25 protein-coding genes are annotated in these 26,667 nt (G+C 41.2%); 20 read left to right on the plus strand and 5 right to left on the minus strand.

The window, feature by feature from the left end:
• The first annotated feature begins 46 nt into the window (after positions 1 to 46).
• The 13 genes from HMPREF2991_RS03710 (at position 47) to HMPREF2991_RS03770 (ending at position 12,322) form a co-directional block, all read left to right on the plus strand.
• On the plus strand, positions 47 to 922 hold the full coding sequence (locus tag HMPREF2991_RS03710) for a DUF4300 family protein (protein WP_070567334.1): 876 nt from the start codon (positions 47 to 49) through the stop codon (positions 920 to 922).
• Between the two features lie 21 nt (positions 923 to 943).
• Complete coding sequence (locus HMPREF2991_RS03715; protein WP_070567336.1) at positions 944 to 1,126, plus strand: hypothetical protein; 183 nt, start codon at positions 944 to 946, stop codon at positions 1,124 to 1,126.
• Between the two features lie 96 nt (positions 1,127 to 1,222).
• Positions 1,223 to 1,729 carry a YfbM family protein gene (locus HMPREF2991_RS03720; RefSeq protein ID WP_070567338.1) on the plus strand — a complete coding sequence of 169 codons (507 nt, stop codon included), beginning with the start codon at positions 1,223 to 1,225 and terminating at the stop codon, positions 1,727 to 1,729.
• A gap of 178 nt (positions 1,730 to 1,907) precedes the next feature.
• Positions 1,908 to 2,462, plus strand: coding sequence for a hypothetical protein (locus HMPREF2991_RS03725; RefSeq protein ID WP_070567340.1), 555 nt, complete (start codon positions 1,908 to 1,910; stop codon positions 2,460 to 2,462).
• Between the two features lie 623 nt (positions 2,463 to 3,085).
• Entirely contained in the window at positions 3,086 to 4,546 is a 1,461-nt protein-coding gene (locus tag HMPREF2991_RS03730) for an aminotransferase class I/II-fold pyridoxal phosphate-dependent enzyme (RefSeq protein WP_070567342.1), read from the plus strand.
• Positions 4,547 to 5,407: a polyamine aminopropyltransferase gene (gene speE / locus HMPREF2991_RS03735; protein WP_000366710.1), complete on the plus strand. Its 861-nt coding sequence runs from the start codon at positions 4,547 to 4,549 to the stop codon at positions 5,405 to 5,407.
• On the plus strand, positions 5,404 to 6,663 hold the full coding sequence (locus tag HMPREF2991_RS03740; protein WP_070567344.1) for a saccharopine dehydrogenase family protein: 1,260 nt from the start codon (positions 5,404 to 5,406) through the stop codon (positions 6,661 to 6,663). The genes speE and HMPREF2991_RS03740 overlap by 4 nt, the downstream gene beginning before the upstream one ends.
• The gene (gene nspC, locus HMPREF2991_RS03745; protein ID WP_070567347.1) at positions 6,663 to 7,790 is read left to right on the plus strand and encodes a carboxynorspermidine decarboxylase; all 1,128 of its coding nucleotides are present in this window, start codon (positions 6,663 to 6,665) and stop codon (positions 7,788 to 7,790) included. Before HMPREF2991_RS03740 ends, nspC begins: the two co-directional genes overlap by 1 nt.
• Entirely contained in the window at positions 7,787 to 8,872 is a 1,086-nt protein-coding gene (aguA, locus tag HMPREF2991_RS03750) for an agmatine deiminase (protein WP_070567349.1), read from the plus strand. The genes nspC and aguA overlap by 4 nt, the downstream gene beginning before the upstream one ends.
• 9 nt (positions 8,873 to 8,881) lie before the next feature.
• Positions 8,882 to 9,757, plus strand: a complete 876-nt coding sequence (gene aguB, locus HMPREF2991_RS03755; RefSeq protein ID WP_001246712.1) for an N-carbamoylputrescine amidase — start codon at positions 8,882 to 8,884, stop codon at positions 9,755 to 9,757.
• Positions 9,758 to 9,901: 144 nt separating this feature from the next.
• On the plus strand, positions 9,902 to 10,639 hold the full coding sequence (locus HMPREF2991_RS03760; RefSeq protein WP_070567351.1) for a TraX family protein: 738 nt from the start codon (positions 9,902 to 9,904) through the stop codon (positions 10,637 to 10,639).
• A gap of 106 nt (positions 10,640 to 10,745) precedes the next feature.
• The gene (locus tag HMPREF2991_RS03765; protein ID WP_070567353.1) at positions 10,746 to 11,444 is read left to right on the plus strand and encodes a response regulator transcription factor; all 699 of its coding nucleotides are present in this window, start codon (positions 10,746 to 10,748) and stop codon (positions 11,442 to 11,444) included.
• Positions 11,444 to 12,322 (plus strand): sensor histidine kinase, encoded by an 879-nt coding sequence (locus tag HMPREF2991_RS03770; RefSeq protein WP_000639366.1) that lies wholly within the window; start codon positions 11,444 to 11,446, stop codon positions 12,320 to 12,322. Before HMPREF2991_RS03765 ends, HMPREF2991_RS03770 begins: the two co-directional genes overlap by 1 nt.
• A 38-nt stretch (positions 12,323 to 12,360) precedes the next feature.
• On the opposite strand, the gene HMPREF2991_RS03775 is transcribed toward HMPREF2991_RS03770, so the two are convergent.
• The 3 genes from HMPREF2991_RS03775 to HMPREF2991_RS03785 form a co-directional block, all read right to left on the minus strand.
• Positions 12,361 to 13,113, minus strand: a complete 753-nt coding sequence (locus HMPREF2991_RS03775) for an ABC transporter permease (protein ID WP_000581970.1) — start codon at positions 13,111 to 13,113, stop codon at positions 12,361 to 12,363.
• A 10-nt stretch (positions 13,114 to 13,123) separates the two neighbouring features.
• Complete coding sequence (locus tag HMPREF2991_RS03780; protein ID WP_000859671.1) at positions 13,124 to 14,032, minus strand: ATP-binding cassette domain-containing protein; 909 nt, start codon at positions 14,030 to 14,032, stop codon at positions 13,124 to 13,126.
• Positions 14,033 to 14,175: 143 nt separating this feature from the next.
• On the minus strand, positions 14,176 to 14,985 hold the full coding sequence (locus HMPREF2991_RS03785) for a Cof-type HAD-IIB family hydrolase (protein WP_070567355.1): 810 nt from the start codon (positions 14,983 to 14,985) through the stop codon (positions 14,176 to 14,178).
• A 146-nt stretch (positions 14,986 to 15,131) separates the two neighbouring features.
• On the opposite strand from HMPREF2991_RS03785, the gene HMPREF2991_RS03790 reads away from it, so the two are divergent.
• The 5 genes from HMPREF2991_RS03790 (at position 15,132) to HMPREF2991_RS03810 (ending at position 24,233) form a co-directional block, all read left to right on the plus strand.
• Positions 15,132 to 15,593 carry a MarR family winged helix-turn-helix transcriptional regulator gene (locus HMPREF2991_RS03790; protein ID WP_070567357.1) on the plus strand — a complete coding sequence of 154 codons (462 nt, stop codon included), beginning with the start codon at positions 15,132 to 15,134 and terminating at the stop codon, positions 15,591 to 15,593.
• A complete protein-coding gene (locus HMPREF2991_RS03795; protein WP_070567359.1) occupies positions 15,586 to 16,005 on the plus strand; it encodes an EVE domain-containing protein in 420 nt (139 codons plus the stop codon). The genes HMPREF2991_RS03790 and HMPREF2991_RS03795 overlap by 8 nt, the downstream gene beginning before the upstream one ends.
• A 106-nt stretch (positions 16,006 to 16,111) precedes the next feature.
• Complete coding sequence (gene rexB / locus HMPREF2991_RS03800) at positions 16,112 to 19,387, plus strand: ATP-dependent nuclease subunit B (protein ID WP_070567361.1); 3,276 nt, start codon at positions 16,112 to 16,114, stop codon at positions 19,385 to 19,387.
• Positions 19,384 to 23,037 carry a helicase-exonuclease AddAB subunit AddA gene (gene addA, locus HMPREF2991_RS03805; protein ID WP_070567363.1) on the plus strand — a complete coding sequence of 1,218 codons (3,654 nt, stop codon included), beginning with the start codon at positions 19,384 to 19,386 and terminating at the stop codon, positions 23,035 to 23,037. Before rexB ends, addA begins: the two co-directional genes overlap by 4 nt.
• 17 nt (positions 23,038 to 23,054) lie before the next feature.
• A complete protein-coding gene (locus HMPREF2991_RS03810) occupies positions 23,055 to 24,233 on the plus strand; it encodes a hypothetical protein (protein ID WP_070567365.1) in 1,179 nt (392 codons plus the stop codon).
• Positions 24,234 to 24,266: 33 nt separating this feature from the next.
• On the opposite strand, the gene HMPREF2991_RS03815 is transcribed toward HMPREF2991_RS03810, so the two are convergent.
• Both HMPREF2991_RS03815 and mazE read right to left on the minus strand, forming a co-directional pair.
• Entirely contained in the window at positions 24,267 to 24,623 is a 357-nt protein-coding gene (locus HMPREF2991_RS03815; RefSeq protein ID WP_070567367.1) for a type II toxin-antitoxin system PemK/MazF family toxin, read from the minus strand.
• Positions 24,607 to 24,822, minus strand: coding sequence for a type II toxin-antitoxin system PemI/MazE family antitoxin (gene mazE, locus HMPREF2991_RS03820; protein ID WP_070567369.1), 216 nt, complete (start codon positions 24,820 to 24,822; stop codon positions 24,607 to 24,609). The genes HMPREF2991_RS03815 and mazE overlap by 17 nt, the downstream gene beginning before the upstream one ends.
• A 215-nt stretch (positions 24,823 to 25,037) precedes the next feature.
• Here mazE and ylqF point away from each other — a divergent pair, with 215 nt between their 5' ends.
• Positions 25,038 to 25,889 (plus strand): ribosome biogenesis GTPase YlqF, encoded by an 852-nt coding sequence (gene ylqF, locus HMPREF2991_RS03825; RefSeq protein WP_000201310.1) that lies wholly within the window; start codon positions 25,038 to 25,040, stop codon positions 25,887 to 25,889.
• On the plus strand, positions 25,876 to 26,655 hold the full coding sequence (locus HMPREF2991_RS03830) for a ribonuclease HII (protein WP_070567371.1): 780 nt from the start codon (positions 25,876 to 25,878) through the stop codon (positions 26,653 to 26,655). Before ylqF ends, HMPREF2991_RS03830 begins: the two co-directional genes overlap by 14 nt.
• Positions 26,656 to 26,667 lie beyond the last annotated feature (12 nt).

The following is a 26,667-nucleotide window of genomic DNA, read 5'->3' on the forward strand; positions in this document are numbered from 1 at the left end:
AGTGTTTAAAAAGTAATAGAGAATGGTACTCTAGAAGGAGAATAGCATGAAACGATCGAGAAAAGTAGTAGCCTTGGGACTGTGTTTGCCCTTATTTCTTGGCTTGGCTGCTTGTCACCAAAATAATACGAGCACTGAAGCTACAAATCAGACACAGACCAGCTCAGATAAAGTTCCTTGGACGGCTTCATATTCCAATCTAAACGGTCAAGTCAGTACCGAAGAGGTCAAATCTTTCTTATCAGCTCACTTGGACCCAAATAGTGTTGATGCATTTTTCAATCTTGTTACAGACTATAATGCGACTGTCGGTTCTACTGGCTTAAATGGTGATTTTACCTCCTTTACGAAGACAGAATACGACGTAGAGAAAATCAGCAACCTCTGGAACCAAAAAAAGGGTGACTTTGTCGGGACCAACTGCCGCATCAATAGCTATGCGCTCTTGAAAAATTCGGTCACAATTCCAAAACTTGAAAAGAATGATCAGCTTCTTTTTGTGGATAACGATGCTATCGATAAGGGAAAGGTATTTGATGCGAAAGATAAGGAAGAGTTTGACATTCTATTTTCTAGGGTAGCGACGGAACCAACGACGGATGTAAAAGTTCACGCGCAGAAGATGGAGAAATTCTTTTCCCAGTTTCAATTTAATGACAAAGCTCGAATGCTGTCTGTAGTCTTGCATGATAATTTGGATGGAGAGTTTCTTTTTGTCGGGCATGTTGGTATTTTAGTGCCGGCTGAAGATGGTTTCTTATTTGTAGAGAAACTGACTTTTGAAGAGCCTTATCAAGCTATTAAGTTTGCGAGCAAGGAAGATTGTTACAAGTATTTAGCTACAAAGTATGCTGATTACACTGGTGACGGACTCGCTAAGCCTTTCATTATGGATAATGAAAAGTGGGTTGAAGGTTATTAAGCTAGGCAAGGGAGAAGTAGTATGGAGACAGTAGTAGCACTTTTAGTTGTCATTCTTATCGGATTCTGGGCTGTAAACATTCTCAAGCCTGGTAAGGCAAATAAAAAGGAAAGATTTATTGGCTATATGCAGCGCTATGATATAGATGGTGAGGGTTATCAGTCAGAAGTCTGGGAAGTGACGGAAGATGAGAATGAGAAATAAGGAGGAGTATCCAAAAACAGTAGATTTCTTGCCTTTTTCAAGAAAGGGAACTAGTAACATTAGTGCTATTCTAAGGAACTTATAGGAGGAAACATTATGGGAATGATTGCTAATTATCAATATCTATCTGATAATGAATTAAGCCAAATAAAGCGGTATTCTTGTCAAGAAGAGGATTTGCTTGACTTGGTAGAGGATTATCCTGAGGGAAATGATACGTTGATAGATATTGACAAAATGTGGGATGCCTTACTCTTTGTTATGACAGGTTTTAGTAGTTCAGAATTTATGGATGACGATCCCTTGAGAGAAGCTGTCTTGGGAGTAACTTCTTTAGAAAATGTATCGGAGTATATAGCCTATACTGAACACTCAAAGATAGCTGAGATTGTTCAAGCATTAGAGAATTTTGACATGGATAGGGCTTTAGCTAACTTTAGCATGGAAGCATGCAAGAAGGCAGATTTGTATCCCGATATTTGGGATTATCTTGATGAAGAGGAAGAAATCAAGGATGATATTCGAACCTGTTTTGTAAAAATGAAGGACTTTTATAAGAAAATCTTAACTCTCAAAGGAAATGTCCTAGTGACTATTTGTTAACTACTTTTACCAACTGTTAGTCAGGTGCGTGATGAATGTACATGTAGAAAATCGTACACCTGATGATTTGTCTGGTGAAGAAAATATTCCACAGTATAGTCGGACGGAATAGATAGAAATTGGTTATAGAATTTGTAAGCATAATAGATTTTAAACTTTAAGATGGAGGATTAAAGAGATGGGAAAAATTGAATGGGAAAATGCAAAGACACGTTTAGATGCCTTACTTGTCATTGATGAGTATCGAACAGATCCAAATGAGACCTGGCTTCGATTGATCTTTAAGACTGAGGGAAGCTACGGAATCCGTTACCTTATCGACAACGGTTCTGGTGATTCTCTAGATGTGATTTTCACTGATAAAATGATCCTTATAAAGGGCTTTGATCATGAAAGCAGTTTGAGTCAATTTGCTGCTGACGAGTGGGATCAAGACATCATAGACGGATTTTATAGAGGACTAGATGAAAAGTATCAAAACCTATACTCAGAAGAGCAAAAAGATGAAACAACTTTCTTTATCTGGTATGACGGTCAAGAGCATCAAAATACCTACCAAGAGCAGGACGGTGGCGAATGGTTGTTATCCTATTTCTTTGACAGTTTTGAGAAATTTCATGAGTTTGTGACGGATTACTATTCAATTACCGTAGATGAGGACTTACTTAGAAAACTTTACAATCAAGGCCAGCTTTCAGAAGTAGAATTGGAGCAGTTGATTCGCACTTCCTAGCTAGAAATGTGTATAAAATCTGATGAAAAGAACTGATTTTCAATATCAAGTTATACTTGAAGAATTATTGAAGAAGTTAATGTCTGTAGTTTCTTTTTTCTTATGCAGATAACGATTTAAAACGATTTCTTTTTATAGTTCAACAGAATTTGACGAACAAAAAACAAAATTATTTAAAAAAGTTTCACAAAATGCTTTACAAGCTTTTATAAACATGATATAGTTATAAGGCTTAGAAAATGAGAAGATGTTTTCTAGCAAATATAAACCCGAGTAAAAAATGCCTACGGACAGGCAGGGTTGAATGCCGAAGCGTGGTTGAAAAGCCACATTATTGATAGGGTTAAAAGCCTACTTTTATAAGTTGATGTTAGGACGCTTGTCCTAATTCATAAATTTTTAGTGTGGTGAAAGCACACGTCATCTTGTGAAACGATCAATAAAGTACGTAATATTTGCTACTAGAGAGTTAGGAAACATCGGGAACAGACATACTCAACAGAAACCAAAATACACACGTCAGAAGATTGCAGAGCAGGTGAAAACCTGCTCTTTTTTCATAAGTCAACCTTTAGTCGCCTTTATCTTCTTGAGGTGCTAAAAATACGGTAAAGGAGTAAGTCTTGAAGAAGTTAGATCAAAACCAAGCCCCAATTTACGAGGCCTTGGTCAAGCTACGCAAGAAAAGGATTGTTCCCTTTGATGTGCCAGGTCACAAGCGTGGACGAGGAAATCCGGAACTTGTCGAACTGTTAGGAGAAAAATGCGTTGGTATCGATGTCAATTCGATGAAACCCTTGGATAATCTTGGTCATCCTATTTCGATTATTCGAGATGCGGAGGAGTTAGCTGCGGATGCTTTTGGTGCAGCCCATGCCTTTCTCATGATTGGGGGAACAACCTCATCAGTTCAAACTATGATTCTTTCAACTTGTAAGGCAGGAGATAAGATTATTCTGCCACGAAATGTCCACAAATCTGCTATCAATGCTCTGGTTCTATGCGGTGCCATTCCCATCTATATCGAGATGAGTGTGGATCCTAAAATCGGCATCGCTTTAGGTCTTGAAAATGATCGTGTGGCCCAGGCCATTAAGGAACATCCAGATGCTAAAGCTATCCTAATCAACAATCCTACTTACTATGGGATTTGTTCAGACCTCAAGGGTTTAACGGAAATGGCTCATGAAGCGGGAATGTTGGTTTTAGTGGATGAAGCCCATGGAGCGCATTTGCATTTTACAGACAAATTGCCATTGTCTGCTATGGATGCGGGTGCTGATATGGCGGCGGTCTCTATGCATAAGTCTGGTGGGAGTTTGACTCAGAGCTCCATTTTACTTATCGGGGAGCAGATGAACCCTGAGTACGTTCGTCAGATCATCAACCTGACCCAGTCTACATCTGCCTCTTACTTGTTGATGGCTAGTTTGGATATTTCTCGACGGAACTTAGCTCTTCGTGGTAAAGAGTCTTTTGAGAAAGTCATTGAGCTATCCGAATACGCTCGTCGTGAAATCAATGCTATCGGTGGTTACTATGCCTACTCAAAAGAGCTCATAGACGGTGTGTCGGTCTGTGATTTTGACGTGACCAAGCTGTCAGTTTACACTCAGGGAATTGGGCTAACAGGGATAGAGGTTTATGATCTCTTGCGAGATGAATACGATATTCAGATTGAATTCGGGGATATTGGCAATATATTGGCCTACATTTCCATTGGTGACCGCATCCAAGACATCGAGCGTTTGGTCGGTGCTTTGGCTGATATCAAGAGACTCTACTCAAGAGATGGAAAAGATTTGATTGCTGGAGAGTATATCCAGCCCGAGTTAGTGCTGTCTCCGCAAGAAGCCTTCTATTCAGAGAGAAAAAGTTTGACTTTAGACGAATCTGTTGGACAGGTCTGTGGAGAATTTGTCATGTGTTATCCTCCAGGGATTCCAATCCTAGCACCGGGTGAACGTATTACACGAGAAATTGTGGATTATATCCTATTTGCCAAAGAACGTGGTTGCTCCCTCCAAGGGACGGAAGATCCAGAAGTCAATCACATCAACGTTATTGATAGAAAGGAGAACTAGATGGATTTGTGGTTTTCTGAAGTTCATACTCCAGATGTGAAATTATCCTTGAGAACTGCCAAGCAACTCTATGCTGGAAAAAGTGAATGGCAGGATATCGAAGTCTTGGATACTCCAGCTTTTGGGAAAATACTGATTTTAAATGGGCACGTCTTGTTTTCAGATGCGGATGATTTTGTTTACAACGAAATGACGGTACACGTTCCCATGGCTGTCCACCCAAATCCCAAGAAAGTCTTGGTTATTGGAGGTGGCGACGGTGGTGTTGCACAAGTTTTGACACTGTATCCAGAATTGGAACAAATCGATATTGTGGAACCAGATGAGATGTTGGTTGAGGTCTGTCGTGAGTATTTCCCAGACTTTGCTGCAGGGCTAGATGACCCTCGTGTTACGATTTATTATCAAAATGGACTGCGATTTTTGAGAAACTGTGAGGATGATTACGATATTATCATCAACGATGCGACAGATCCATTTGGACATACGGAAGGGCTCTTTACCAAGGAATTTTACGGAAACAGTTACAGAGCTCTCAAAGAAGACGGTATCATGATTTATCAGCATGGGAGTCCTTTCTTTGACGAGGATGAGTCAGCTTGCCGAAGCATGCACCGCAAGGTCAATCAAGCCTTTCCAATCAGCCGGGTCTATCAGGCGCATATCCCAACCAGTCCAGCTGGCTATTGGTTGTTTGGATTTGCATCGAAAAAATACCACCCTATCAAAGATTTTGACAAGGAAGGTTGGAAAAAACGCCAGCTTTTCACGGAATACTATACTGCAAACTTACACGTGGGAGCCTTTATGTTGCCCAAGTATGTTGAGGACATTTTAGAAGAAGAGGAAGGAAAAAAATGAGTCGTTTACTAGTTATCGGATGTGGGGGCGTTGCCCAAGTTGCTATTTCAAAGATTTGCCAAGATAGCGAAACCTTTACAGAAATTATGATTGCTAGCCGTACCAAGTCAAAATGTGATGACTTGAAGGCTAAACTGGAAGGCAAAACAAGTACAAAAATTGAAACTGCTGCTCTTGATGCTGACAAGGTTGAAGAAGTGATTGCCTTGATTGAAAGCTACAAGCCAGAAGCCGTTTTGAATGTAGCACTCCCATATCAAGATTTAACCATCATGGATGCTTGTTTGGCGACAGGTGTCCACTATATCGATACTGCCAACTATGAGGCTGAAGATACAGAAGACCCAGAATGGCGCGCCATTTATGAAAAACGTTGCAAGGAACTTGGTTTTACAGCTTACTTTGACTACTCATGGCAATGGGCTTATCAGGAGAAATTCAAAGAAGCAGGCTTAACCGCTCTGCTTGGATCTGGTTTTGACCCAGGTGTGACTAGTGTCTTTTCAGCCTATGCTCTCAAACACTATTTTGACGAAATTCACTATATCGACATTTTAGACTGTAATGGAGGTGACCACGGTTATCCATTTGCGACAAACTTTAACCCAGAAATCAATCTCCGCGAGGTTTCTGCGCCAGGTTCTTACTGGGAAGATGGAAAATGGGTTGAAGTCGAAGCTATGTCTATCAAGCGTGAGTATGATTTCCCTCAAGTTGGACAAAAAGACATGTATCTCCTTCACCATGAAGAAATTGAATCATTGGCGAAAAACATTCCTGGTGTCAAACGGATTCGTTTCTTTATGACTTTCGGCCAATCCTATCTAACGCATATGAAATGCTTGGAAAACGTTGGTCTCCTTCGTACGGATGCTATTAACTTTAATGGACAAGACATTGTGCCGATTCAATTCTTAAAAGCCTTGCTTCCAGATCCTGCCAGCCTTGGCCCACGTACAGTTGGTAAAACCAATATTGGATGTATCTTTACAGGTGTCAAAGATGGCGTTGAAAAGACTATCTATATCTACAATGTTTGCGACCATCAGGAATGCTACGCAGAAGTTGGTTCACAGGCAATCTCTTACACGACTGGTGTTCCAGCTATGATTGGGACAAAATTAGTGATGGATGGGACTTGGAGACAACCTGGAGTGTATAATCTTGAAGAACTGGATCCAGATCCATTCATGGAAGCTTTGAATGAGTACGGCTTACCTTGGGTTGTGGTTGAAAATCCACAAATGGTGGACTAATGAAGCTAGAACAAGTACCCACACCAGCCTATGTCATTGACTTGGCCAAGTTAGAAGCCAATTGCCATATTTTACAGCAAGTTCAGGAAGAAGCGGGCTGCAAGGTTTTACTGGCCCAGAAGGCTTATTCTCTCTACAAAACCTACCCCATGATTAGCCAGTATCTATCTGGTACAACGGCTAGTGGACTCTATGAAGCTAAGTTAGCTAGAGAAGAGTTTCCGGGGGAAGTCCATGTCTTTGCGCCTGCTTTCAAGGAATCAGATATGGAAGAGCTACTACAAATATCTGACCATATCGTTTTTAACTCCGAGAGACAGTTGCGTAAACACGGTCCTCGTTGCCGAGAGGCTGGTATCAGTGTCGGTTTGCGCCTCAACCCTCAGTGTTCAACTCAAGGAGATCACGCGCTCTACGATCCTTGTGCACCTGGCTCCCGTTTTGGAGTTAGCTTAGACAAGATACCGAGTGATTTGCTGGACTTGGTGGATGGGCTTCATTTTCATACCCTTTGTGAACAGGGGGCAGATGATTTAGAGATAACTTTGAAAGCTGTAGAAGAACAGTTTGGACCTTATTTACATGAAGTCAAATGGCTCAATATGGGTGGAGGACACCACATCACAAGAGAAGACTACGATGTGAATTTGCTGATTTCTGAAATCAAACGTATCCGAGATACTTACAATCTTGAAGTCTATATCGAGCCGGGTGAAGCTATTGCGCTCAATGCGGGTTATCTAGCAACTGAAGTATTGGACATTGTCGAAAACGGTATGGAAATCTTGGTTTTAGACGCCTCTGCGACCTGCCATATGCCAGATGTACTTGAAATGCCCTATCGTCCACCTTTGAGAAACGGATTTGATGCGCGTGAAAAAGCCCATACCTATAGACTTTCTTCTAATACCTGTCTGACGGGTGATGTGATTGGTGATTATAGTTTTGAAAATCCAGTCCAAATCGGTGATAGACTTTACTTTGAAGACATGGCAATCTACTCCTTTGTCAAAAATAATACCTTTAACGGTATTGGATTGCCAAGTCTCTATCTTATGGACGAGCAGGGTGACTGCAGCTTAGTCAAAGCCTTTGGCTATCAAGATTTTAAAGGGAGATTATCATGATAGAAACTCCGAAAAAAGCAGGCTATCGTATGCCAGCAGAGTACGAACCCCATCATGGCACCCTCATGATATGGCCGACTCGACCAGGTTCATGGCCTTTTCAAGGAAAGGCTGCAAAAAAAGCATTTAGCCAAATTATCAAGACCATAGCAGAAGGGGAAACTGTTTATCTTTTGGTGGAACGGGACCATCTATCTGAAGCCCAATCCTATCTCGGAGACAAGGTCGTTTATCTAGATATTCCTACCAATGATGCCTGGGCCCGTGATACTGGTCCGACTATTCTCGTCAATGATAAAAGAGACAAGTTGGCAGTCGATTGGTCTTTCAATGCCTGGGGTGGTGCTGTTGATGGTCTTTATCAAGATTATGAAGATGATGACCAAGTAGCCAGTCATTTTGCTGAGGCCTTGGAAATGCCTGTTTACGATGCCAAACCTTTTGTACTGGAAGGTGGCGCAATCCATAGCGATGGTCAAGGAACGATTCTTGTGACTGAAAGTTGCTTGCTTAGTCCTGGGCGTAATCCTCACCTGACTAAAGAGGAAATTGAAAACACTTTATTAGAAAGCCTCGGTGCTGAAAAAGTTATTTGGCTTCCTTATGGTATTTATCAGGACGAAACCAATGAACACGTTGACAATGTTGCAGCTTTCGTTGGTCCTGCTGAACTTGTCTTGGCTTGGACAGATGATCAAAACGATCCCCAGTATGCCATGTCTGCAGCTGACCTTGCCCTTTTAGAAAAGGAAACGGATGCAAAAGGTCGCACTTTCACTATTCATAAGCTTCCTATTCCAGCTAATCTACAAGTCGTTACTGAAGAAGATTTGTCAGGCTACATCTATGAAGAAGGGGAAGAAGAGCGTTATGCAGGTGAACGTCTTGCAGCTTCCTATGTCAATTTCTATATTGCAAACAAGTCTGTCTTAGTGCCCCAGTTTGAGGATGTAAACGACCAAGTGGCCCTAGATATCCTCAGCAAGTGTTTCCCAGACCGTAAGGTCGTAGGAATTCCAGCCAGAGATATTCTCTTAGGTGGTGGCAATATTCACTGTATCACCCAACAAATCCCAGAATAGGAGAAAAAGATGAGAAATGTAAAAGTTGCAGCGATCCAGATGCAATGCGCCAAGGATGTGGCGACAAATATCCAAACAGCGGAACGTCTAGTACGTCAAGCTGCAGAACAAGGCGCACAAATTATTCTCTTGCCCGAGTTGTTTGAACGTCCCTATTTCTGTCAGGAACGCCAGTATGACTACTACCAGCATGCTCAGTCGGTGACAGAAAATACAGCCATTCAGCATTTTAAAACCATTGCCAAGGAGCTAAAGGTCGTTTTACCCATCAGTTTCTACGAGAAAGATGGCAATGTCTTGTATAACTCAATCGCCGTCATTGATGCTGATGGAGAAGTGCTGGGCGTTTATCGGAAGACCCACATACCAGATGATCATTATTATCAAGAAAAATTTTACTTTACGCCTGGTAACACTGGTTTCAAGGTCTGGGATACTCGCTATGCTAAGATTGGGATTGGCATCTGTTGGGATCAATGGTTTCCTGAAACGGCGCGCTGTCTTGCGTTGAATGGGGCAGAATTGCTCTTTTACCCAACCGCTATCGGTTCAGAGCCTATCTTAGATACAGATAGTTGTGGTCACTGGCAACGTACCATGCAAGGGCACGCAGCAGCAAATATTGTCCCAGTCATTGCAGCCAATCGTTACGGTTTGGAAGAAGTCACTCCTAGTGAGGAAAATGGCGGACAGAGTTCTAGTCTTGACTTCTACGGTTCCTCCTTTATGACGGATGAAACAGGAGCTATTCTAGAGAGAGCTGAAAGACAAGGAGAAGCTGTTCTGTTAGCAACTTATGACCTTGATAAGGGAGCAAGCGAGCGCCTAAATTGGGGACTGTTTCGTGATAGAAGACCCGAAATGTACCAACGAATTACGGACTAGAAGGTAAATTTCATAATAAACATTTAATATTCATGCCTGTCTTACAAAAATGTAAGATAGGCTTTTTAAATGTAAGATAGGTGTACGATTATACGCGGAAATGTATGCTATACTCTATGTAGATAAAAAAGAAAGAGGTTTATTATGAAAAAATGGAATGCGACACAGTTGAAGTATCTGATGGCGGCAGTAATGGTTCTGGACCATATCCCTCATATCACCGGGATCGTTTCTCCTTTGTGGGAAGGTATCTTTCACGCCTTGACCCGTTGTGTGGGAGTTTGGTTTGCGTATATGGCTATGGAAGGTTTTATCTATACTCGAAACTTGAAAAACTACCTCATCCGTCTCTGGTCTTGGGCGCTGATCATGTTTGCTGGAAATAGCCTTCTCAATACTCTGTTTGCCTCTAAGGGTGTAATGGTTACTAATAATATTTTCTTGACTTTGGCCATCGGTGTTACCATGCTTTGGATTGGTTTTCCCAGAAAAGAGTTGGATAAAAAGGAGAAGTTGTGGCGTCGTATTGGGCTTGCTGGGCTCTTGATTTTCGGGTGTCTTTTTACTGAGGGGGGCATCACCATGCTACCATTTCTCTTGATTAGTTACTCTTGTCGAAATCGCAAGGGCTTGCGAAATCTCCTCTATGCCTTTCTGTGGGCCTTCTTGTTAGTGACTTCCATCCAAATTTACGACACTTGGCACCAAACACTGGAAATGATGCTTTACAATTCTGACTGGCTCTTTATCACCGTCTTTCCTTTTATGGCTTTGTATAATGGACAGCGAGGAAAAGAAACTAGTTGGAGTAAATATTTCTTTTATATTTTCTACCCAGCGCATCTATGGATTATAGCCTTGATTGCTTATTTAGTTAAGTAGATTCAATACTCATTAGCTCCTTCTTGCTTAAAATGTGAGAGGAGCTTTTCTGTATCTGGAATTCCCAACAAAACATGTTATAATAGTTTTAGAAAGGACGAGGTTTATGGCGAGCATACTTGTAATTGAAGATAATAATGAAATCCAGGAAATCTTAAGAACCCTTCTTGCAGAGGAACACGAGGTGATTCAAGCATTTTCTGGGACAGAAGGTATCATGCAATTTGACAAAGGTGGCATTGATCTCGTCTTGCTAGATATCATGCTCCCTGGGAAAAATGGCGACCAAGTCTTGCAAGCTATTCGACAAACTAGTCAGACTCCGGTCATCATGCTTACTGCTTTAGGTGATAAAAAGCTCATCAGCCAATATCTACTAGACGGTGCCAATGATTATGTAGTAAAACCTTTTGATTTGGACGAAGTCTTTGCCAGAGTCACCGTGCAATTACGCCAAAGTGGTGAACATCAGTCAGGAGATCGAAGAGAAATTGATAACTTCGTACAAAACTTTAAAAATATCCAGTTCGATGCGGATAGTTTTGAAATAAGTAACGCAACTGAAACCATTCGCCTTGCAAAGAAAGAGTGTCAGATTCTCCAAATGTTGCTCCAGTACCCTAAAAAGATCTTCACCAAGGAAGAACTCTATGAATTGATTTGGGAAGAAAGTTACCTGCCTGGAGACAATACGCTCAACACCCATCTAAGCAATCTCCGTAAAAAACTGCATCAACTGGATCCAAATCACGAGTACATCGAAACCGTTTGGGGAGTTGGTGTTCGATTAAAAGGAGATAAGTAATGATTTACATTTTGATATCTATATTGCTCCTCATTAACATCATTTTGGCGATTTCTTTGATTCGCTATCATATAGCAATTAGAGATTTAAGCAGACAAATCGAAGAAAAGATTCGCTCTGGTAGCATGAAGAGGATCGGTGTAAATTTCTTTTCAAAGACCATTTTGCGTCTACATAACCAAATTGAGAATCTATTTCAAGAAGTGGAGCAAAACCAGCTAATCATGAAGCGTGAAAAACGCACCCTAGATATGGCAATCAGTAACATTGCTCATGATATTCGGACACCTTTAACAATCGCTTCAGGATACACTCAGCAACTAATAAAACACCCCGATAATAGTTCAGAAACCTTAAATAAAATAGCCCATCATCAGGATTTGGTTTCCAAACGGTTGGAGGCTCTCCTCGAATACCGTCATTTGATGGAAGGCGCAGTCAAACCGAAACTGGAAGAACCTGATTTATCAACTTTTATAACGAAAAAGACTTTAGCTTATTACGACGTTTTTCAATCTTCACATATTGTTCTTGATTTTAACGTTGAACCAGGATTGAAAACGACGACTGATGAGGACTTGCTTGATCGAATTATACAAAACCTCCTTGGAAATGTTCTCAAGCACGGCAAGGAGAAGGCTCGACTTTCCTTGAAAAAGGAAGAAAATAGACTTGTTTTGGAAATTGATAATCTAGTCAAAAAACCTATCAAGAATATAGACAATCTCAGCAATCGTTTTTATTCTGAAAATATGTCAGATACCGAAGAATCCTCTGGTTTAGGTCTCTATATTACTGAGGAATTAGTTCATCTTCTTGGAGCGGATATGAAGCTAGCCACTGATGGAGAATGGTTTTCAGTCTTTATTTATCTTTAACAGAAGAAACCTCCTCTATATCCTAGAGGAGGTCCTTTTTATAAGCTTTTCTTCTTGAAAATAATCAGTCCACTGAAAGAGAAGAAAAGTATGACTGTTACGCAAACCGTGATGGTATAGAGAATAGCTTGACTATTAGTGGTCATAGCATAGGCAAAATCTAGAATTAAATATCTAAGAATTTCAATGTCTGGGAAAACAAGAATTGGAATAGAAAGGACGATAGAGCTAATCAGATAACCAATAAATACGGCAAGATAAGAATGAGTTAGGTAGAGAATAAAGGAGACAATCGAAAGCCAAGCGAGAAGGCATAGAAATTGAAGGGAAATCGTCAAGAGGAGATTAGTAACAAAACCATCAGGTATTGTACCAAGTCCATTTAGTAGAGTCGCGGGAATAAAGGCAATCACAAGACTTGTGATGAGTTGTAAGAGAGCGATACTTGCTAGTACAAAGAATTTAGCAAGGAAAAATTCTGTACGAGAAACACCAACTGTCAAACTATTTTTATAAAGCTTGCCGATTAGATCGACCCCAAGAACTAAACACACTAGAATAATACAGAGGAAAACGAGGTTTGAGCCGTTATTTGACGCGTTGATTAGAGCTTCTATCCCATTCCAACCATGGGTAGGAAGCTCAGGTGGTGCTGCTTGAACTGACATTAGATGCCCTGTAGCGCCAATAGTAGCACCCAGTAACATAAGTACAAAGAGAATGAATTCTGTAATCCAGAATCCTTTGGAGCGGAAAAGACGGTAAAAATCTGCTTGAATGGTATGTATCATGATTTTTCTCCTATTCTACCAATTGGGTGAAGTATTCTTCTAGGTTTTGACGGGCAAAGTAAATCTCATCAATAGCAACATCGGACAAAGTTAGTTGCTTGAGAATCTGTTTAACATCTTGTTCATTACCAAAGATATGGATTTCATTTTCAGGGTTTACAACCTTAAACTGGAGCTGGATTTGTTCTTTCAATACCTGACAAGCTCTTTCTTTATCACTTGTTTTAAGCACAATATAATCCTCACTCAGTGTTTCAAATTCAGCTTTACTGATTTCACGGATAATCTTACCTTGATCCAGAATACCAAAGCGATTAGCTAAGAGATAGAGTTCTGACAAGATATGACTAGAGATGAGTATAGTTATGCCTTTTTCTTGATTGAGTCGCTGGATCATGAGACGAAATTCTTTGATTCCAATCGGATCGAGACCATTAATAGGTTCATCAAGAATCAGGAAGTCGGGTTTTGTTAGGAGGGCAATGGCGATACCAAGTCTTTGTTTCATTCCTAGTGAGAAATCACGAAAGACTTTTTTACCTGTATCTGACAAGCCAACATAGTCCAAGGTCTCCTGAATCACCTTATCAGCATTTGGAATATGACGTATCATACAATAATATTTAAGGTTTTGATAAGCTGTCAAGTGATTGTGAGCTACAGGTGATTCGATAACTGAACCTACTCGAGATAAGGCCTTGGTCCACTCATTTTGTTCTTGGCTAGAGAAGAGGGAAACTGTACCTTTGTCCGCAAACAATAATTGAGTAATTATTTTGATAAGAGTAGTTTTACCTGCTCCGTTTTTTCCAATTAGACCATAAATATCTCCCTCTTTTATGGTTAGACTAAGATCTTGAAGAATAGCTTGGTTAGCAAATTGTTTGGTCAGTCCATGAATTTCGAGTACTGTTTTCATGATTTTCTCCTTTTGATTTATTTTTCTAACTTTAGTATAAGGTATAGAAATCAAAGAAACATCAAGTAATTCTAAAGAGTTTCTAAAGTTTTGTAATTCTTAAAAGAAACAAAACCCAGTTGATATGAACTGGGCTTTTTTTACTATAAAATATACTTCTCAATGGCACGCGCAACGCCGTCTTCTTCGTTGCTGGCTGTAACGTCATTAGCAAGGGATTTGACATGGTCGCTGGCATTTCCCATTGCAATGCCAAGTCCTGCAAACTGAAGCATTTCGATATCGTTATTGGCATCGCCCATGGCCATAATTTCTGAGGGCTCGATCTTCAAAATCGCTGCTAGTCGAGAAAGAGCAGTAGCCTTTGTCGTTCCAAGTGGCATGGCTTCATAAATGACAGGCTGTGAACGAACTCCGCTAAATCGTTGGCAGAGTTCCTCAGCAAACCGTTGCTCAAAATCGTCTGTTTGCTCTTTGGTTCCTAAAAACATACCTTGGAACATTCGATATTTGCCACTGGTCGCCTCCTCAAGGGAGATTTCAGTCAGGTCTGAAAAGACTAGCTTGGCATCATTTTGAACGATTTGATTGGGCTTGCCACCGAGGACAAAATAATGTTCCTCATCAAAAAGAGTTAACTGGACGTCGCTTTTTTCAGCTAGGTCATAGAGGTATTCGATGTCAGCTGGACTAAGTTCCTGCCAGTCAACTAGCCCCCAGTCACTGGTCTGGTGAGTTGAACAACCGTTATTGACGATGACGTACTCGTTCTGGAGGTCCAGTCCCAGTTTTTTGTAGTAAGGAAGAACACCAAAAAGCGGACGACCTGTACAGAGAACCAGTTTGACACCTTTTTCAATAGCTTGGTGAATGGCAGTGATGTGGGCTTGCGGGATTTCCTTGGCTTCATTGAGGAGGGTTCCGTCCATATCCAAGGCTAGTAGTTTAATCATAAGACTTCCTTTTCTAGGTGTTTTGCTTTTATTATAGCATATAGACTATGAAATGTCCGACAGAATAGTAACATTCGACTTTCCTTTTCTTGAAAAAGAAAATAAAATCTTATATAATATGTATACTTAATATTTAAGGAGAAATAATGTCAAAGTATCAATTTAATTCAATTTACAAAAATGATGAAACAGAGTCTACAGGTCTTCTTTTCATTAAAGTTTACAACAAGTGGGAAAGTAACTTAAAAAGAGTCTTGAAATCAGTTGGTCTTACTTTGCCTCAATTTATCGTTTTGACTTCGCTTTTGTTTCTGTCTAATAGAGAGGAATATGTAACGCAAGTTGATATTGCTCGGTTCTCTGGTATGGATGTCATGACGGTTTCCCAGATTGTTAGGCTACTGGAGAACAAGGACTACATTAAACGCGATCAACATCCAAAGGATAGTCGGGCAAAACTGGTCTCAGTGACGAAGTCTGGCGCAGAGAAGGTCAATCAAGCTTTACCTTTAGTAGAAGGTGTTGATGAAGAATTTTTTGAAAAACTATCTAACGATAGAGAAGTTTTTAATCGTTTGTTAGTAGAGTTGGAGGATAAAAATGCCTAGATATTGGGTCGGAGTTGTTTCAAAGAACCATGTTTTAAGAGGAGTTGAAGGGAATTTTTGCCAGGTCTGTCATGGAAAGGGTGGCCCCTTAAATCGTATGAAAAAAGGTGACTATCTTTTATACTATAGTCCGAAATACGATATGAACGGTCAAGATAAGTTACAGGCTTTTGTGGCCGTAGGTAAAATTACAGATGACAAAGCCTATCAAGTAGAGCAATTCGAAGGATTCTTTCCCTTTAGACGAAATGTTGAGTATTATCAGCCAGTCAAAGATTGTTCCATAGAAATAGCCAGACAGCATCCTGAATGGAGAGACTATACTTCTCGACTTCGTTATGGACATTTTGAAGTTTCCAAAGACTTTTTTCTCTATATCTTTCAGCATATGAAAGTGGATGATGAAGCATGATTGATTTGCTAATTAAATGATTGTCAACTAGAATTTTGTATTTGGACTGTGAAACGAACTTTGCTATAATAGAGTAAGAAACTTTGATAAAGCAAACGAGGCTGAGATGAAATTACTTTATACTGATATTCGGACTTCTTTGACTGAAATTTTAACGAGAGAGGCAGAAGAGCTAGTTGCTGCAGGCAAGCGGGTTTTCTACATCGCCCCCAACTCTCTTTCTTTTGAAAAGGAACGCGCCGTGCTGGAATGCTTGTCCCAGCAGGCTTCTTTTGCGATTACCGTCACGCGTTTTGCTCAGATGGCTCGTTACCTGATCTTGAATGATTTGCCAACTAAGACGAGTCTAGATGACATCGGGCTTGGGATGGCTTTTTATAAATGCCTTGCCGAACTAGATCCCAAGGACTTGCGTGTTTATGGTGCGATTAAGCAGGATACTCAATTTATCCAGCAGTTGGTTGAACTTTATCATGAGATGACGACTGCTCAGATGAGCTTTTTGGACTTGGAAAGTTTGACGGATGAGGATAAGCGGGCAGACTTACTCTTGATTTTTGAGAAAGTGACTGCCTATCTCAATCAAGGTCAGTTGGCTCAGGGAAGTCAGTTGTCCCATTTGATTGAGGCTATTGAGAATGACAAGGTAAGTAGTGATTTTAGTCAGATTGCCTTAATCATTGACGGATTTACCCGTTTTTCTGCTGAGGAAGAGCATGTGGTGGATCTGCTCCATCGAAAAGGTGTCGAGATTGTTATTGGGGCTTATGCAAGCAAGAAAGCCTATACTAGTCCGTTCACTGAAGGGAATCTCTATCAAGCCAGTGTGGAATTTCTTCATCATTTGGGTGCAAAATACCAAACGCCTGCTCAGGATCGTTCTCAGACTCATGAGAAAATGGATAGTTTTGACAAGGCCTCTCGTTTGCTAGAGTCTTCTTATGATTTCTCAGAACTCACCTTGGATATCGATGAGAAGGACCGTGAAAATCTGCAAATTTGGTCTTGTTTGACACAAAAGGAAGAGTTGGAGTTGGTGGCTCGCGCTATTCGTCAGAAATTACATGACCATCCAGAACTGAGTTACAAGAATTTTCGCATTCTCTTAGGGGATGTGGCTTCTTACCAGTTATCACTGAAAACCATTTTTGACCAGTACCAGATTCCTTTCTATCTAGGTAGAAGTGAATCCATGGCCCATCATCCCTTAACCCAGTATGTCGAATCTATTTTGCGTTTGAAACGCTACCGTTTCCGTCAGGAAGATTTGATTAATCTTCTTAGAACAGGTTTATATACCGACCTTAGCCAAGCGGATATTGATGCTTTTGAGCAATATATCCGCTATCTTGGCATCAATGGCTTGCCAGCTTTTCAGCAGAACTTCACAAATTCCCATCATGGAAAATTTGATTTAGAACGCTTGAATGCCCTTCGTCTGCGAGTTTTGGCGCCACTTGAAACCTTATTTGCCAGTCGGAAGCAAAAGACTGAAAATCTCTTGCAAAAGTGGAATACTTTTCTAAAAAATGCTGCTTTAAGCAAGCAGATGCAAGAATTGACAGCTACTATGGAAACTCTAGAACAGGAAAGACAAGACGAAGTTTGGAAAGCCTTCTGCCATGTTTTAGAACAATTTGCGACCGTTTTCGCTGGTACACAGGTTAGTCTAGAGGATTTCCTAGCCTTGCTCCATTCTGGAATGAGCTTATCCCAGTATCGTACCATTCCAGCGACAGTGGACACCGTTCTGGTGCAAAGTTACGATCTGATTGCCCCTCTGACAGCTGACTTTGTCTACGCCATCGGGCTGACTCAGGATCATTTGCCAAAAATCGCGCAAAACACCAGTCTTTTGACAGACGAAGAAAGACAAAGTCTAAATCAAGCAACTGAGGAGGGAGCGCAATTACTGATTGCAAGTAGTGAAAACCTCAAGAAAAATCGCTATACCATGCTTTCCTTAGCCAATGCTGCTCGTAAGCAGTTGGTGTTATCCGCTCCAAGTCTCCTCAATGAAAATGAGAGTAAGGAATCGGCCTATCTTCAAGAACTGGTGAGTTTTGGATTTAATCGGACAGAGAAGAAGATTCATCACAAAGGTCTGTCTAAGGATGATATGGGTTCTTATCACAGTCTTTTGTCTAGCCTTGTTGCCTATCATCAGCAGGCAGGTTCTAGTGAAAATGAGCAAGATGTGACCTTTGTCAAGGTTCTAGCGCGTGTGATGGGGAAAAAACTTGATCAAAAAGGTCTTACAAATCCTGCACTCCCAACTAGCCCAAGCAGCAAGCCATTAGAGAAAGAGACCTTGCAGGCTCTCTATCCAGCTGACAAGGAGTTTTACCTGTCTACTTCTGGTTTAACGGAGTTTTACCGCAATGAATACAGTTATTTCCTCCGTTATGTCTTAGGTTTGCAGGAAGAATTGCGCCTGCGTCCAGATGCTCGCAGTCATGGGAATTTCTTGCACCGTATTTTTGAACGTGCCTTGAAACTGCCTGCTGAAAATCCGTTTGACCAACGACTGGAGCAAGCTATCAAGGAAACCAGCCAAGAACGCGAATTTGAAGCTATTTATCAGGAAAGTTTGGAAGCCCAGTTTACCAAGGAAGTTCTACTTGATGTCGCGCGAACTACGGGCCACATTCTTCGTCATAATCCAGCCATTGAAACCATCCAAGAGGAAGCAACATTTGGTGGTAAAGATCAGGCCTTTATTCAATTGGATAATGGTCGCAGTGTCCATGTGCGAGGCAAGGTTGACCGAATCGACCGTTTGAAAGCTGATGGAGCGCTAGGAGTGGTGGACTACAAGTCTAGTCTGACTCAGTTCCAGTTTCCTCATTTCTTTAATGGGCTCAATTCCCAACTGCCAACCTATCTTGCTGCCCTAAAAAGAGAAGGGGAGCAGAACTTTTTCGGTGCCATGTACTTGGAAATGGCTGAGCCTGTCCAATCTTTATTAGCTGTTAAAAGTCTGGCTGGAGCAGTAGCAGAAGCCAGCAAATCAATGAAATACCAAGGACTCTTTTTAGAAAAAGAAAGCAGTCATTTGGGCGAATTTTATAACAAAAACAAGGCCAATCAGCTGACAGACGAGGAATTCCAGCTCTTATTGGACTACAATGCCCATCTTTACAAGAAGGCAGCTGAGAAGATTTTAGAAGGCCATTTTGCCATTAATCCATACACAGAAAACGGCAGAAGTATTGCCCCGTATGTCCAGCAACACCAAGCCATCACTGGATTTGAATCCAATTACCACTTGGGACAAGCCCGTTTCCTAGAAAAGTTAGAAGTAGCTGACGGCAAGCGTCTGGTCGGAGAAAAACTCAAGCAAGCTTGGTTTGAGAAAATGAGAGAGGAGTTGAATCGATGAAGCCCATTTCCTTTTTAACTGAGGAAGAGATTCAAAAACTGCAAGAAGCAGAAGCGAGTTCGAGCAAGGAACAGAAGAAAACAGCTGAGCAAATCGAAGCCATTTATACGGCAGGGCAGAATATTCTTGTTTCAGCGTCTGCTGGTTCAGGGAAGACCTTTGTCATGGCAGAGCGTATTCTGGATCAATTGGCGCGTGGCGTGGAAATCAGCCAACTCTTTATCTCAACCTTTACCGTCAAGGCTGCTACAGAGCTTAAGGAACGTTTGGAGAAAAAAATTAGCCAACAAATCCAAGAAAGTAACGATGTTGATCTCAAACAACACTTGGGACGTCAGTTGGCAGACCTGCCAAACGCTGCCATCGGAACCATGGACTCTTTCACACAAAAATTCCTTGGCAAACATGGCTATCTGATTGATATCGCACCGAATTTCCGTATTCTACAAAATGAAAGTGAACAGTTACTCTTAAAAAACGAAGTTTTTCATCAGGTTTTTGAAGCCCATTACCAAGGTGAAAATAAAGAAAACTTTAGTCGCTTGGTCAAGAACTTTGCTGGACGAGGTAAGGATGAACGAGGTCTGCGCCAGCAAGTCTACAAAATCTATGATTTTCTTCAATCCACCAGCAGTCCACAAAAATGGTTGAGTAACTCTTTCCTCAAAGGATTTGAAACAGCTGACTTTGTAATTGAAAAAGACAAACTAACTGAGCAAATAAAGCAGGCGCTTTGGGACTTGGAAAGTTTCTTCCGTTATCATCTGGATAACGATGCCAATGAGTTTCCAAAAGCTGCCTATTTAGAAAATGTGCAGCTGGTTCTGGATGAAATTGGCTCCTTAAATCAAGAGTCCGATAGCCAGGCTTATCAAGCTGTGCTTGCGCGTATTATCGCCATCTCTAAGGAGAAAAATGGTCGATCTCTAGCTAACTCCAGTCGTAAGGCCGATTTGAAGCCACTGGCTGATGCCTATAACGATGAGAGAAAGGCCAAGTTTGCTAAACTAGGACAACTGGCGGACCAGATAACCATTCTCGACTATCAAGAACGTTATCATGAAGATACTTGGGAGCTAGCTAAAACCTTCCAAACCTTTATGAGTGATTTTGTGGAGGCTTATCGTGAATGTAAACGCCAAGAAAATGCCTTTGAATTCGCTGATATCAGTCATTTCACCATTGAAATTTTAGAGAATTTCCCACAAGTCCGCGAGGCTTATCAGGAGAGATTCCACGAAGTCATGGTTGATGAGTATCAGGATACCAACCACATTCAAGAACGAATGCTGGAATTGCTGTCGAATGGTCACAATCGCTTTATGGTGGGAGATATCAAGCAGTCTATCTACCGTTTCCGTCAGGCAGATCCCCAGATTTTCAATGAAAAATTCCAACGCTATGCGCAAAATCCTCAAGAAGGCAAGTTGATTCTCCTCAAGGAAAATTTCCGTAGTAGTTCAGAAGTGCTGTCTGCAACCAATGATGTTTTTGTACGCCTTATGGATCAAGAGGTCGGTGAAATCAACTATGACAGCATGCACCAGCTTGTTTTTGCCAATACCAAACTAACTCCTAATCCAGACAACAAGGCAGAATTTCTCCTCTACGATAAGGACGATAATGGGCAAGAAAAGGAAGAGAGTCAGGCAGACACGAAACTCACTGGGGAAATGCGCCTGGTCATCAAGGAAATCCTGAAGCTTCATCAGGAAAAAGGTGTTGCCTTTAAGGAAATTGCCCTTTTGACCTCTAGCCGCAGTCGAAATGACCAGATTATACTTGCCCTGTCTGAGTATGGGATTCCTGTTAAAACAGACGGCGAGCAAAACAACTATCTCCAATCCCTAGAAGTACAAGTCATGCTAGATACTCTTCGTGTCATTCACAATCCTCTGCAAGACTATGCCTTGGTTGCTCTGATGAAGTCTCCTATGTTTGGTTTTGATGAGGACGAGTTGGCACGTTTATCCCTCCAGAAAGCAGAAGATAAAGTCCAAGAGAATCTCTATGAGAAACTGGTCAATGCTCAAAAACAGGCAACAAGCCAGAAAGAGTTAATTCACTCAACACTAGCTGAAAAACTAAACCAATTCATGGACATCTTGGATTCTTGGCGCTTATATGCCAAAACCCACTCTCTCTATGACTTGATTTGGAAGATTTACAACGACCGTTTTTATTATGACTATGTTGGGGCTTTGCCGAACGGACCTGCTAGACAGGCTAATCTCTATGCCCTAGCTCTGCGAGCTGATCAGTTTGAAAAGAGCAATTTCAAGGGCTTGTCTCGTTTTATCCGTATGATTGACCAAGTTTTAGAGGCTCAGCATGACCTCGCAAGCGTAGCTGTCGCTCCACTTAAAGATGCCGTGGAACTCATGACCATTCACAAGAGCAAAGGACTGGAGTTTCCTTATGTCTTTATCCTCAACATGGATCAGGACTTCAACAAGCAAGACTCGATGTCAGAAGTTATTCTCAGTCGTCAAAATGGGCTTGGTGTCAAATACATTGCCAAAGTGGAAACAGGAGCAGTGGAAGCACACTATCCTAAAACCATCAAACTCTCCATTCCCAGCCTTACCTATACCCAGAATGAAGAAGAATTGCAACTGGCTAGCTATTCAGAGCAGATGCGTCTGCTGTATGTTGCCATGACGAGGGCGGAGAGAAAACTTTATCTTGTCGGTAAGGGGTCTCGTGAAAAGCTAGAAGCCAAGGAATACCCAGCAGCAAACAATGGAAAATTAGATGGTAATACCAGACTACAAGCAAGAAATTTCCAAGATTGGATCTGGGCTATCAGTAAAGTTTTTGCCAAGGACAATCTCAACTTTAGCTATCGCTTTGTTGGTGAAGCCCAGTTGACCAGAGAAGCTATCGGGGAATTGGAAAACAAGAGCCCTTTACAAGACAGCTCTCAAGCAGACAACCGCCAGTCAGAAATCATCAAAGAAGCTCTGGAAATGCTGAAAGAGGTGGAAGTTTATAATAGTCTCCACCGCGCAGCCATTGAACTACCAAGTGTTCAAACCCCAAGTCAAATCAAGAAATTCTACGAACCCGTTATGGATATGGAAGGGGTAGAAATTACTAACCAAACCAAATCACCAGAGAAGCAAATCAGCTTCAATTTACCAGATTTTTCAACTAAAGAAAAGGTAACAGGAGCTGAGATTGGTAGTGCAACCCACGAACTCATGCAAAGAATCGACCTGAGTCAACAACCAACGCTTGCTAGCCTAAAAGATACTCTCAAACAAGTTCAAACCAGCCCAGCAGTCAGAGACAAAATCAATCTTTCCAAAATCTTAGCATTCTTTGATACACCACTTGGTCAGGAAATTCTCGCTAATACCGACCATCTCTACCGCGAGCAACCTTTCTCCATGCTCAAACGCGACCAAAAGAGTCAGGAAGACTTTGTTGTTCGTGGGATCTTGGACGGCTATCTAGTTTACGAGGACAGAATTATTCTTTTCGACTATAAGACAGACCGTTACGATCAACCAAGTCAACTCATAGACCGCTATCGTGGTCAGTTAGCCTTATACGGAGAGGCATTATCAAGAGCTTATTCGATTGAAAATATTGAGAAATACCTGATTTTACTCGGTAAAGATGAGGTTCAAGTTGTAAAAGTATAACCTAGAAAGGAGACCTCATGCCACTTCCAGTTAGAAAAACCTTGCACGATGCGGTTTTACGGGCTTCAAAAGCCGATACTTGGGATCAAGCAACCAAGGAATGGAATGAAGTTTCCTTGATTTTTAATGGCATTGGTCGTAGTAATTGTGTCTGTGGGAATGCCATTAAATACGCCTACGAACTCTTTAATACTGTTACAGGCCAACGCCTCTTTCCGATTGGCAGCGATTGTGTTCGTCATTTTCATCGTATTGGCCTCGATCAGCAACTAGAAGAGGAAGAAAAACTTCTAAGAAAGCTTGAAAATCTGACTAGAAAAGTCAAGAAAAAGGAAAAAATCAAGGTTAATAAAAGCGACTTTGACGAACGACTTCTAAAATGGTTCTGGGAAAAAGGTGTTTTCAAAGCCAATCGTGGCAATCAATTTGCACCTGAGAAAGATTACCAGCTTTTCCTAGAAGTCTTTCAAGGTGGAAGTTGGACCAAGGCAGAGCCAAAAAAGAAGGCTCGCCTAGAAGAAGTCCTTGAAAGGTGTATCAAACCTTTTCTACTTGGGAAGTCTGATGACCAACTCTACCTTGTCAAATTAGGCAAGGAGAAAATTGACTACGAGCAACATTTACGGATTCAGGCAGAGAAAGAACGCAGGAAGAGAGATAAAATCGCTAAGCAATACGCTGACAATCTTATTCTTGCCATGGGACCTGCAGAACGAGCCTATCAAGATTACTTTGGCTTTACAGAAACCTTGACCCAAGAAGAACGAAAATGGGAGAAAATCCTCTTTGGTAAAAATAGAGACGAACGGGCTATCAAGGCTAAACAAAACCAAAAGGAGCTGGAAAAGGATCAGCGTATTGCAAATCAAGATCCTATTGAACGAAAGCAGAAGCAGACTTGGCTTCTCAATTCTTATTTTAGTGGTTTGCCTGATGAAAAAGCTAGATTCTCTCGACTCTTACTAGAGTATCGAAAAAATGGTGAAGTACCCTTTTCAGATGATTACTTATCTGAGCATCTCATCGACTTTTTCTACAAGATGAAAGCCTTTGAGTTTGAGATTGCACCAGAACAAGTCCGCGATTTTCTAAAAGAATGCCTTCAGGCAGAACATCTATCATTAGCACAAAAAAGCTGGATTAGAGGGATTTTGTCAAACTGCCTTCACTCGTTCTTAGATAGGTTACTCATATAGAAAAAATCCTACCGTGCATAAACAAGGTAGGATTTATGTATCTCCAAAGATGTACTGGTAAAGTTGGACGACTTTCTGAAAACACTGCGTGTCCATTCTTGTTATTTTTTGAGCATTACGCATCCGAAAATCAAAGGTATACAGTTGAAATGGATTGACAGCGCCATCTACCTTGTCCGATGAGACAGGAACAAGCAAGCCTTTTTCTGCCAAACGACGTTGGCCATGAGTGATAGGACAGACAGCCACAAAACCAGTTTGCAAGGCATATTCTCTCCTAGAAACAACCAAGGCAGGTCGCCGTTTCTGGATTTCTCGACCGACTGATGGATCAAAGTCCAGCCAAATGATATCCTGCTTTTCAGGAATATAGTCAAATTTCGCTATCAAGTGACCCTACCCCTTCAAAATCGTTTGTCATTCTCAAATCAGTAATTCCATCAAAAGGATCTTTCAGTTTTGGAGCTAAGACAATGACTCCGTCAATCCCTTTGTAGACAACCATTTCTTGACCTTCTGACATACCCAAATTTTTAGGAATGGTCACAGTGAGAGAGTTTCCCACCTTTCGAGTCTTTACTGTATTCATTGCACTACCTCCACGAATTAGTATACACTAAGTATATACCCGAAAACAAAAAAAGTCAAGTAAATCCTTACTGGTATCAAGGATGTTTCGGACCAATACTATTTATCATTTATTGTGGTCAAAGCCTGTGCAAAAGTTCCTCATTTATGATAGAATAGGTAGTAAGAAAGAAAACGTTTTTACTACGTTTTTTTTAGTCGGAAGGGGAAAATATTATGGCTACTATTCAATGGTTTCCGGGTCACATGTCTAAGGCTCGGCGGCAAGTTCAGGAGAATTTAAAGTTTGTTGATTTTGTGACGATTTTGGTGGATGCTCGGCTACCTTTATCTAGTCAAAATCCTATGTTAACCAAGATTGTGGGTGATAAACCAAAGCTTTTGATTTTGAATAAGGCAGATCTGGCTGATCCTGCAATGACCAAAGAATGGCGTCAGTATTTTGAATCACAGGGAATCCAAACTCTGGCTATCAACTCCAAAGAGCAAGTGACTGTAAAAGTTGTGACGGATGCCGCTAAAAAGCTCATGGCTGATAAGATTGCACGCCAGAAAGAACGAGGTATCAAGATCGAAACCTTGCGGACTATGATTATCGGAATTCCAAATGCCGGTAAGTCAACTCTCATGAACCGTTTGGCTGGGAAAAAGATTGCAGTTGTCGGCAATAAACCAGGTGTTACCAAGGGGCAACAGTGGCTCAAAACCAATAAAGACCTGGAAATCCTAGACACACCAGGGATTCTTTGGCCTAAATTTGAAGACGAAACCGTTGCTTTGAAACTAGCCCTAACAGGGGCAATTAAAGATCAACTACTCCCAATGGATGAAGTGACCATTTTTGGTCTCAATTATTTCAAAAAACATTATCCAGAAAAGCTAGCTGAACGCTTCAAACAAATGAAAATAGAAGAAGAAGCACCTGTTATTATCATGGATATGACCCGTGCCCTTGGTTTCCGAGACGACTACGACCGCTTTTACAGCCTCTTCGTCAAGGAAGTCCGTGATGGAAAACTCGGTAACTATACCTTAGATACATTGGACGACATCGATGACGACGATTAAAGAAATCAAAGAACTTCTGGCTACTGTCAAAGAATTAGACAATCCTCTTTTTCTAGAATTCGAAAAAGATCCTCGTTCTGGAGTTCAAAAGGAAATCAACAAGCGTAAGAAAGCCATACAGGCTGAACTGGATGAGGACCTTCGTTTGGAAACTATGCTTTCCTATGAAAAAGAGCTTTACCAGCAAGGATTGACCCTAATTGCAGGTGTTGACGAGGTCGGCCGTGGTCCTCTGGCTGGACCTGTAATCGCTGCAGCTGTTATTTTGCCAAAAAATTGTAAGATTAAAGGCCTCAACGATAGCAAGAAGATCCCTAAAAAGAAACATCTGGAAATTTATCATGCTGTTCAAGATCAAGCCTTATCAATCGGCATTGGTATCATGGATAATCAGGTCATCGACCAAGTCAATATCTATGAAGCTACCAAACTAGCTATGAAGGAAGCAATCTCCCAGCTCAGTCCGCAACCTGAGCACCTCTTGATTGATGCCATGAAACTGGAGTTGCCGATTCTTCAAACAGCAATCATCAAAGGAGATGCCAACTCCCTCTCGATCGCAGCTGCATCTATAGTGGCCAAGGTGACACGGGATGAATTGATGAAGGACTATGATGATCAATATCCTGGATATGATTTTACAGCTAATGCAGGATACGGAACAGCTAAACATCTAGAAGGACTGGAAAAACTAGGCGTCACCCCAATTCACCGAACCAGTTTTGAACCAGTCAAAACACTGGTTTCAACCAAGAAAGATAAGTAAGAGGAAATGATT

Origin of the sequence: Streptococcus sp. HMSC072D07 (assembly GCF_001814835.1) — a bacterium.
Classification (GTDB): domain Bacteria; phylum Bacillota; class Bacilli; order Lactobacillales; family Streptococcaceae; genus Streptococcus.

Excerpts from the sequence above, each read along its gene's own strand:
- HMPREF2991_RS03780 (WP_000859671.1), bottom strand. The coding sequence starts at position 14,032 with ATGAAAACAGTACTCGAAATTCATGGACTGACCAAACAATTTGCTAAC.
- HMPREF2991_RS03790 (WP_070567357.1), top strand. The coding sequence starts at position 15,132 with ATGTCAAAGTATCAATTTAATTCAATTTACAAAAATGATGAAACAGAG.
- rexB (WP_070567361.1), top strand. The coding sequence starts at position 16,112 with ATGAAATTACTTTATACTGATATTCGGACTTCTTTGACTGAAATTTTA.
- HMPREF2991_RS03770 (WP_000639366.1), top strand. The coding sequence starts at position 11,444 with ATGATTTACATTTTGATATCTATATTGCTCCTCATTAACATCATTTTG.
- HMPREF2991_RS03785 (WP_070567355.1), bottom strand. The coding sequence starts at position 14,985 with ATGATTAAACTACTAGCCTTGGATATGGACGGAACCCTCCTCAATGAA.
- HMPREF2991_RS03795 (WP_070567359.1), top strand. The coding sequence starts at position 15,586 with ATGCCTAGATATTGGGTCGGAGTTGTTTCAAAGAACCATGTTTTAAGA.
- HMPREF2991_RS03710 (WP_070567334.1), top strand. The coding sequence starts at position 47 with ATGAAACGATCGAGAAAAGTAGTAGCCTTGGGACTGTGTTTGCCCTTA.
- HMPREF2991_RS03765 (WP_070567353.1), top strand. The coding sequence starts at position 10,746 with ATGGCGAGCATACTTGTAATTGAAGATAATAATGAAATCCAGGAAATC.
- HMPREF2991_RS03775 (WP_000581970.1), bottom strand. The coding sequence starts at position 13,113 with ATGATACATACCATTCAAGCAGATTTTTACCGTCTTTTCCGCTCCAAA.
- HMPREF2991_RS03830 (WP_070567371.1), top strand. The coding sequence starts at position 25,876 with ATGACGACGATTAAAGAAATCAAAGAACTTCTGGCTACTGTCAAAGAA.
- HMPREF2991_RS03715 (WP_070567336.1), top strand. The coding sequence starts at position 944 with ATGGAGACAGTAGTAGCACTTTTAGTTGTCATTCTTATCGGATTCTGG.
- nspC (WP_070567347.1), top strand. The coding sequence starts at position 6,663 with ATGAAGCTAGAACAAGTACCCACACCAGCCTATGTCATTGACTTGGCC.
- HMPREF2991_RS03760 (WP_070567351.1), top strand. The coding sequence starts at position 9,902 with ATGAAAAAATGGAATGCGACACAGTTGAAGTATCTGATGGCGGCAGTA.
- HMPREF2991_RS03720 (WP_070567338.1), top strand. The coding sequence starts at position 1,223 with ATGGGAATGATTGCTAATTATCAATATCTATCTGATAATGAATTAAGC.
- mazE (WP_070567369.1), bottom strand. The coding sequence starts at position 24,822 with ATGAATACAGTAAAGACTCGAAAGGTGGGAAACTCTCTCACTGTGACC.
- aguA (WP_070567349.1), top strand. The coding sequence starts at position 7,787 with ATGATAGAAACTCCGAAAAAAGCAGGCTATCGTATGCCAGCAGAGTAC.
- speE (WP_000366710.1), top strand. The coding sequence starts at position 4,547 with ATGGATTTGTGGTTTTCTGAAGTTCATACTCCAGATGTGAAATTATCC.
- ylqF (WP_000201310.1), top strand. The coding sequence starts at position 25,038 with ATGGCTACTATTCAATGGTTTCCGGGTCACATGTCTAAGGCTCGGCGG.
- addA (WP_070567363.1), top strand. The coding sequence starts at position 19,384 with ATGAAGCCCATTTCCTTTTTAACTGAGGAAGAGATTCAAAAACTGCAA.
- HMPREF2991_RS03810 (WP_070567365.1), top strand. The coding sequence starts at position 23,055 with ATGCCACTTCCAGTTAGAAAAACCTTGCACGATGCGGTTTTACGGGCT.
- HMPREF2991_RS03740 (WP_070567344.1), top strand. The coding sequence starts at position 5,404 with ATGAGTCGTTTACTAGTTATCGGATGTGGGGGCGTTGCCCAAGTTGCT.
- aguB (WP_001246712.1), top strand. The coding sequence starts at position 8,882 with ATGAGAAATGTAAAAGTTGCAGCGATCCAGATGCAATGCGCCAAGGAT.
- HMPREF2991_RS03725 (WP_070567340.1), top strand. The coding sequence starts at position 1,908 with ATGGGAAAAATTGAATGGGAAAATGCAAAGACACGTTTAGATGCCTTA.